Below are 6,581 nucleotides of genomic sequence, written 5' to 3'. Positions count from 1 at the left end.
AGTAAGCCAGACAGGAGCCAGAAAAAGATATTTATCAGAAAAGTCATGAGCAAGCTAGAGGTTTAAAGACTGAGCGGGTTCCAATTATTTTTATTAATAAATATTTTACACAATTCATACCAGGTAAGCAAGAGAGCTACGCCACTACTACCGAATCATTACCTTTTTTTGATTATAACACCCCATTTCCTCAACCCCTAACCCCATTATGGAAAAATTAACTAATCTCGATCGCTTGGCTGAAGAAATTTTAGGTTTAATTCCAACAGAAACGGTTATCATTGCCCTATTTGACGGTGATAGTATTGATTATCGCGCGGGTGCAGGTAAAAACACCGGGGCAATTGTGGGCAAAAGGGGAGATATTGCCACGTCGGGATTGTGTGCGGTGGTTTACCAGGGTAGTTGTCCGGTGGTGGTGGGACAAACCCTAGGAGATAATCGCATCCGTCAGGATATAGCGGTGGCTTTGGGGATAAAAACGGCTTTAGCTGTGCCAATTAGGATTAATAATCGGTTATTTGGTGCAGTAATGCTGTTAAACCGTCTCGATGGTCAGGAATTGACCGATCGAGATAGTTTGTTAGTGGAGGAATATCTGAACTCGCTACTCAGAGATGAGGGATAGAAGCGGTTGGGTAATCCAGTTGAATGCTACGGCGATTTGATGGTTAAGGGTGGGCAGACGGTAGAGATAGACTAAGCGACGGGTAAGATGGGCAAGGGGACCGGCTAATTGTAGTCCTAAACCGCTAATCGTAGCCTCATCGACTCCGAGGGTCAACATTTCGCCTAAAGGTTGATAACGGAAGGGTAAAGCTGGTTTATCGTGGAAACTCGCCCAAATATTCCAAGCGCAGTAGTCGGACTGTTGAAGGGCGACCTGAGCCGTGGCAGCGTAGGGTTTATCCTCTTGGTCGCGACTATCGGCCGCATCGCCGATCGCGTAGATGCTGGTGTTTTCGACAGTTTGTAAATATTGATTAACTTTTAGTAATTTGCGCTCATTATGTGCTATGGGCAAATTAGCGAGCAGTGGGGAGGCGATCGGGCTAACGGTCCAGAGAACTAGATCAACGGGGATCTTGTCTATCTGTCCTTTGTAGTCAAGGGAGAGGCAATCAGCTTGGATGTCGGCGACGGTGGTTTCTAGGTCTAACCAAACCAGACGTTTTTCCAGGGCTTTTTTGGCGGTTTCGCGGTTAAATTGGGGTGAAAGGGCAATTATATCGCTATTTCTTTCGATCAGACGAATTCTTCCCCTTTCTCCGAGGCGATCGGCCAGCTTACAGGCTAATTCTACGCCGCTATAACCGCCCCCGATAATGGCGACCCGAATTTTATCGCGATCGGATTGTTCTAGGGTTTTGAGTCGATCCCGAAGACGATAGGCATCATCGAGACTACGAAAGGGGATAGCGTGGGTTCTGGCCCCGGGTAGGAAGTCAAGGGAGGATTGACCACCGAGGGCGATCACGAGGCGGTCATAGCATATATCGTTTTGATTGTCAAGGGTTATTTTATGATTATTAACATCGATCGCCGTGACGGTTCCCTGTTGGAAGTCAACGGGGGTATTAGCGAGCAATTCGCTGAAAGGGGGAGCTATTTCCCAGGATTGCAGTTCTGAGGTGACTAATTCGTAGAGAAGGGGAGAAAATAAAAAGCGATCGTTTTTATCAATTAAGGTAATTTGGGGGGGGTGTTGATCAGTCCAAGGCAATTGACTCAAACGTAGAGCAGTATAGAGTCCACCAAAACCACCACCGAGAATACAAATTTTTGGGATTGAGTCAGTCATATCGATCGCTGAGGGTTTTGTTTCTTATTTTGACACTCCCTGCCGTAAAATGGACGGGGAACCTTAAACCCAAATTTTCGGTAAAGCGAGCAAAGAAAAATCTTTTTATTCATCTACCCAGCCAAATCGTCAGCAAAGCCACAATTGTAGCCAGAAAAAGGATATGATTCATCCAATCGTCGAAGGACCAATTTTTAAACATAATCACTATTAGCGTAGAAAACTTTTAAACCTACATCCAATCCTACACATCTTTTAGTCGGTTCTAGCGGTTTTGCATCTTCCCGAATATCAACGCTTAGACAGAATTGGACATAATAAACATTTGAACGATTATTTTTCTGAAACTTAGGATAATCATTGTTTATCGACCTTAAACAACTACTTATATGCTAACCTATACAGCAGAGATTGTCAAGATTTAAGTCGTGCTTCGCTGTTTTATATTGGTTGGGGTTTCATCTCGTTAAAAGCGAGAGTCTTCACCCCGACATTTGAGATAAAATTAAGATTAGAGCTTATTAGAGAGGAAAAACCTAACCAGAAGAATTTTTAGGTGAATCCTAATTGAGATGGGAGTCTTTGGGAATAACATCCAAACCGAGGAGAACCTTTTGAGTATTGGACATATCGCCGATAATTCTTTGTAGGGGTGGGGGAAGTTGTTTGACTAAAGTAGGAGTTACGAGAATTTTATCCTGTTCCGCTAATTGGGGCTGTTCGAGAACATCAATTATTTCTACTGTATAAAGATCGGATAACTCCTCGCGACAGATACGAAAAATATTGGCGATCGCCCTCTGGGATTTACTTGAATCGCCCATAATGTAGAGTTTGAGAAGATATTGACTCATGATTGCGTGTTATTGAACAGTTTAATGTTGCTGAGACCGATATAGTATTTACGATAGAAAGAGACGAGATAACCCATCAATTCCAAGACCATGAGACGACCTTCGCTAACGTAGGCCTGCGCTTTGGCCAGGGTGACATCCTGATTTTTTTGGCGTAGGGTGGTGGTATGAATATCCACCACATCGCGAGGACTAGCTTTTAAGAATCCTAACTTATCGGCCAAGCTTCGCAGTCGTTCCGATAGATTATGTTCCACTTTGTATGCTTGTTCTTCTAAAGCTAAGTCTAATAACTCTCCGTAATTTTGGACTAATTCTTGAAAAATATCGGGAATACTCTGCTTTATTGCCTCAGAACCGAACATTTTCGCCGTGATGCTAGTTTGTACTCCCTTGATTAACTGTTCCAGTTCGCGAAATTCCTCTTCCTGTTGTTGATGTTTAAGATTGAGGATATATTGCTGACGTTCGATCGCCACACGAATTTGATAGACTAAAAGACTACTATCGATATTATTTAACTGAATATAACCGTCAGCACCCAGTTGAAAGGCTTTAACGACTAATTTCTCATCATTGCTAGTAGTTTGAACCACTATCGGTATATCAGAGGCTAATTCTCTGGTTTTGACTAGAATATTTAAGCCGGGGGGGACAGAGATTTCCAAGCTTAAGAGGATGAGATCAAATTTCTCCCCTGCTAGTTTTTCGGCAGTTTGCTGTAGATCCTGAGCTTGGGTGAGGGTAAAAGTCAACCCCCCGGCCAGGGAACATTGGGGGGCCTTTAACAGCAATCTCTGGATTAATTTAACAGTCGTCAGTTCATCCTCTATCAATAAAATCCTACAGAGATCCCTAGTCATTGTTAATTGATCGCTAAAATTATCTTTTTTCCCCTACTTTCATAGTACGCCCATCTTTGGGAAACGCAAGGACAAAATCACCATCTAGCAGCTGCTATCTCGAAGTCTTAAGTAGGGAGGCAAAATTATTTGTAGGATGGGTTAGCGGTAGCGTAACCCATGCAGGCGTTGGGTTTCATGCTTCAACCCAACCTACGTTCATCTTATATTTAATTCCACCCACCCACTTAAGTAGTCGTGCAAAATAAATTTCCTAGTGAAGAAAGGCACTCATGCAAAAGGCAAGAGGCAAGGGGGGGGTTAGATATGTGTAATTAATTTTGCTTAGGTACTTATTCTACCGCTTAGGTGCTTGCTGGGGGTTTTCTGTGGCCCTAAGTCGTCAAGTGAAGCATCACTTAAAAATTGATGATCAAGTTTACTGCCATTGAGCGTGAATGCGTGGATGGAGTAAACGCTCAACCGGTTGACCGTTTTTTAAATGTTCTTCGACAATCTGATTGACATCCTCTGGTTTAACACGACAGTACCAAGTTTCCTCGGGAATAATTCTCACCGTGGGGCTAGTGCTGCACTGTCCTTGACAACCACTGGTCATAACGATGACATCTTCTGGGAGCGCTGCCGTTTGCCAAGCTAAAAGAAGCTCCGACGCACCCTGTACCAAACAGGAAGAATGCTGACAGACCATCACAAATCGCTTTTGGGGATAAGACATATTACCTAAAAAGTTGCAAAATTAGATAGTTCCCTGGGTATATTCTTGGGAATGGCTTTGAGGAAGCATATATTATATTTTGCCCCGAATCCCCGATACTGGCAATACAAAAAAAGGGGGCGAAAAATTAACCATCAATCTTTAAAATAGAATTCGGAGCAAAATTTAGTCAATCAAGAGGGTAAAAGTGGCATTCGCTAGTCATTGGGTCATGTTAGGTTTATTACTGGGTTTTGCCGTCGCCCATAGCGGATTAGCCAGTTTACGAATGGGGGGAGAAGCTATCATCGGTGCGCGACTGTATCGGGTATTATTTGCCCTTGTGAGTATCCCTCTAGCGGTAATTTTAGTAGTTTATTTCTTCAATCATCGTTATGATGGTTTGCTTCTCTGGCAAGTACAGGGAGTAACCGGAGTAAAAACCCTAGTTTGGGTACTTTCGGCCATTTCTTTTTTCTTTCTCTATCCTGCCACTTTTAACCTGCTGGAGATCGCCGCTATCCAAAAACCGCAGGTTCATCTCTACGAAACCGGCATCCTGCGCGTTACCCGTCATCCCCAGATGGTAGGACAGGTGATCTGGTGTATTGCTCACACCCTCTGGTTAGGGACAAGCTTTACCCTATTAACTTCCTTGGGTTTAATTGCCCATCATCTTTTTGCCGTCTGGCATGGCGATCGCCGGTTAGAAGACCGTTACGGAGAGGCATTTTTAAAGGTCAAAGAACGCACCTCGGTGATTCCCTTTTTAGCGATTATCGATGGTCGGCAAAGCCTAAAGTGGCAAGAATTCCTTCGTCCTGCCTATCTAGGAGTAACAGGGTTTATTTTACTCCTCTGGTGGGCGCATCCTTGGCTAATACAAGCAACAAGTAAAATTTATTGGTGATTTTGCTCCCAACCCCTTTCTTATTGATCCCGATTGGTGTAGAATGGTTGCCATATCAAAATTAAGTTTTTATAAAATCGGTTTAGACATGATGCTATCTGTCAACGAAAAGAGCTTCCCTAAGCTAGTTTTAGAGTCTTCTCGTCCGGTCCTCGTGTATTTTTGGGCTCCTTGGTGTGGTTTGTGTCGTTTAATCCAACCCACCCTCTGTTCTTGGCAAAATGACTGTCAAGGTGCGATTCAATTAGTCGGTGTCAATGCCGATGAGAATTTTAAGTTAGCTAATAGTTTTCGTCTGCGTAGTCTGCCTACTTTAATTCTCTTCGATCAAGGTGTTCCAGTTCACCGTCTGGAGGAAATTCACAGTCGCGAGGAATTGCAACAAACCCTGCGACTAATAGTCAAAAATCAAATCCTGCGTTCAGCTTAAGTAGCTGGTTATATAGCGGTAAGCGCTTGAGTGAGATACAAACCAAGCTTTGCCTAGCATGGTTTATAGCTCGTGACACTGTACCTCATACGACTGCACACCGCTATAATTAAATTGAAGATATATTTTGGGTTCGATCCCCCCTTAATCCCCCCTTAATAAGGGGGGTGCCGATCCCCCCTTAATCCCCCCTTAATAAGGGGGGTGTCTGACAACTTTTAACACCTGCCTGCTTAAGGGAAAGATATCTTTTCTGATGGGACTGGCAGAGATAATATAATAGGACAAAAAGTAGATAATCCCAATTCCTAAGATACCCATAGTTCCCCCAGTTCAAAAAATTAGGAGGCTTGCAAAAAATGCCGATTGGTGTGGCTGAATTTGTCGAAAATCAGGAAAATCGCTGTCCTGTGGTATTACTACTAGATACCTCTGGTTCAATGTCAGGGGAACCGATTAAGGCTCTCAATGATGGTATCAAAACCTTTCAGCAGGATGTGATGCGGGATACCCAAGCGACGTTGAGTGTAGAAACCGCCATTGTTACCTTTGGTAATGGAGGGGTTAAAACCGTGCAAGATTTTGTCGGGATTGACCAATTTACGCCACCTACTTTAACCGCAGGAGACTTAACTCCGATGGGAAAAGCGATTGAATTGGCCTTAGATTTAGTCGAAGATCGTAAAGCGATTTATAAAAATTATGGTATCCAATACTATCGTCCTTGGATATTTTTAATTACTGATGGTGCGCCTACGGATCAATGGAATCTGGCGGCGCAACGGGTAAAACAAGCCGAAGCAGAAAATCGGGTTTTATTTTTTTCTGTAGGTGTTCAGGGGGCCGATATGGAGAAGCTCAAACAGATTTCTAATAATCCCCCCGTGTTACTCAATGGTTTAGATTTTCGGGATTTATTTCAGTGGTTAAGTAACTCAATGAAACGAGTTTCTGGTGGTAAAATTGGAGAAGCGATCGATTTACCACCCGTGAATTGGGGACAAATCACCACCTAGAGGACAGTTA

Annotated in this window: 8 protein-coding genes; 4 read left to right on the top strand and 4 right to left on the bottom strand. The window is 43.4% G+C overall.

Annotated elements, in window-relative coordinates; translation table 11 throughout:
* The first annotated feature begins 208 nt into the window (after positions 1–208).
* Positions 209–628: a GAF domain-containing protein gene (locus O9290_RS14835; RefSeq protein ID WP_288058625.1), complete on the top strand. Its 420-nt coding sequence runs from the start codon at positions 209–211 to the stop codon at positions 626–628.
* Here the strand turns inward: O9290_RS14835 and O9290_RS14830 are convergent.
* The 4 genes from O9290_RS14830 to O9290_RS14810 form a co-directional block, all read right to left on the bottom strand.
* Entirely contained in the window at positions 608–1,801 is a 1,194-nt protein-coding gene (locus O9290_RS14830) for an NAD(P)/FAD-dependent oxidoreductase (protein WP_288058623.1), read from the bottom strand. The genes O9290_RS14835 and O9290_RS14830 overlap by 21 nt on opposite strands.
* Positions 1,802–2,364: 563 nt before the next feature.
* A complete protein-coding gene (locus O9290_RS14820) occupies positions 2,365–2,655 on the bottom strand; it encodes a circadian clock KaiB family protein (protein WP_002752661.1) in 291 nt (96 codons plus the stop codon).
* Positions 2,652–3,518: a response regulator gene (locus tag O9290_RS14815; protein ID WP_288058621.1), complete on the bottom strand. Its 867-nt coding sequence runs from the start codon at positions 3,516–3,518 to the stop codon at positions 2,652–2,654. The genes O9290_RS14820 and O9290_RS14815 overlap by 4 nt, the downstream gene beginning before the upstream one ends.
* A 418-nt stretch (positions 3,519–3,936) precedes the next feature.
* On the bottom strand, positions 3,937–4,236 hold the full coding sequence (locus tag O9290_RS14810; protein WP_002786792.1) for a (2Fe-2S) ferredoxin domain-containing protein: 300 nt from the start codon (positions 4,234–4,236) through the stop codon (positions 3,937–3,939).
* 187 nt (positions 4,237–4,423) lie between these two features.
* Here O9290_RS14810 and O9290_RS14805 point away from each other — a divergent pair, with 187 nt between their 5' ends.
* The 3 genes from O9290_RS14805 (at position 4,424) to O9290_RS14795 (ending at position 6,571) form a co-directional block, all read left to right on the top strand.
* Complete coding sequence (locus O9290_RS14805) at positions 4,424–5,125, top strand: NnrU family protein (protein WP_288058619.1); 702 nt, start codon at positions 4,424–4,426, stop codon at positions 5,123–5,125.
* Between the two features lie 88 nt (positions 5,126–5,213).
* Positions 5,214–5,555 carry a thioredoxin family protein gene (locus tag O9290_RS14800; RefSeq protein ID WP_147071683.1) on the top strand — a complete coding sequence of 114 codons (342 nt, stop codon included), beginning with the start codon at positions 5,214–5,216 and terminating at the stop codon, positions 5,553–5,555.
* A 359-nt stretch (positions 5,556–5,914) separates the two neighbouring features.
* Positions 5,915–6,571, top strand: a complete 657-nt coding sequence (locus O9290_RS14795) for a vWA domain-containing protein (protein ID WP_288058618.1) — start codon at positions 5,915–5,917, stop codon at positions 6,569–6,571.
* Positions 6,572–6,581: the final 10 nt, after the last annotated feature.

Source organism: Microcystis sp. LE19-41.2A (genome assembly GCF_027530405.1).
Taxonomy (GTDB): Bacteria; Cyanobacteriota; Cyanobacteriia; order Cyanobacteriales; family Microcystaceae; genus Microcystis; species Microcystis aeruginosa.
This window is presented reverse-complemented; position numbering and strand designations above follow the sequence as displayed.

What these genes read in the sequence shown, in the direction of transcription:
- O9290_RS14795 (WP_288058618.1), top strand. Translation starts at nt 5,915, where the DNA reads ATGCCGATTGGTGTGGCTGAATTTGTCGAAAATCAGGAAAATCGCTGT.
- O9290_RS14830 (WP_288058623.1), bottom strand. Translation starts at nt 1,801, where the DNA reads ATGACTGACTCAATCCCAAAAATTTGTATTCTCGGTGGTGGTTTTGGT.
- O9290_RS14800 (WP_147071683.1), top strand. Translation starts at nt 5,214, where the DNA reads ATGATGCTATCTGTCAACGAAAAGAGCTTCCCTAAGCTAGTTTTAGAG.
- O9290_RS14815 (WP_288058621.1), bottom strand. Translation starts at nt 3,518, where the DNA reads ATGACTAGGGATCTCTGTAGGATTTTATTGATAGAGGATGAACTGACG.
- O9290_RS14820 (WP_002752661.1), bottom strand. Translation starts at nt 2,655, where the DNA reads ATGAGTCAATATCTTCTCAAACTCTACATTATGGGCGATTCAAGTAAA.
- O9290_RS14810 (WP_002786792.1), bottom strand. Translation starts at nt 4,236, where the DNA reads ATGTCTTATCCCCAAAAGCGATTTGTGATGGTCTGTCAGCATTCTTCC.
- O9290_RS14835 (WP_288058625.1), top strand. Translation starts at nt 209, where the DNA reads ATGGAAAAATTAACTAATCTCGATCGCTTGGCTGAAGAAATTTTAGGT.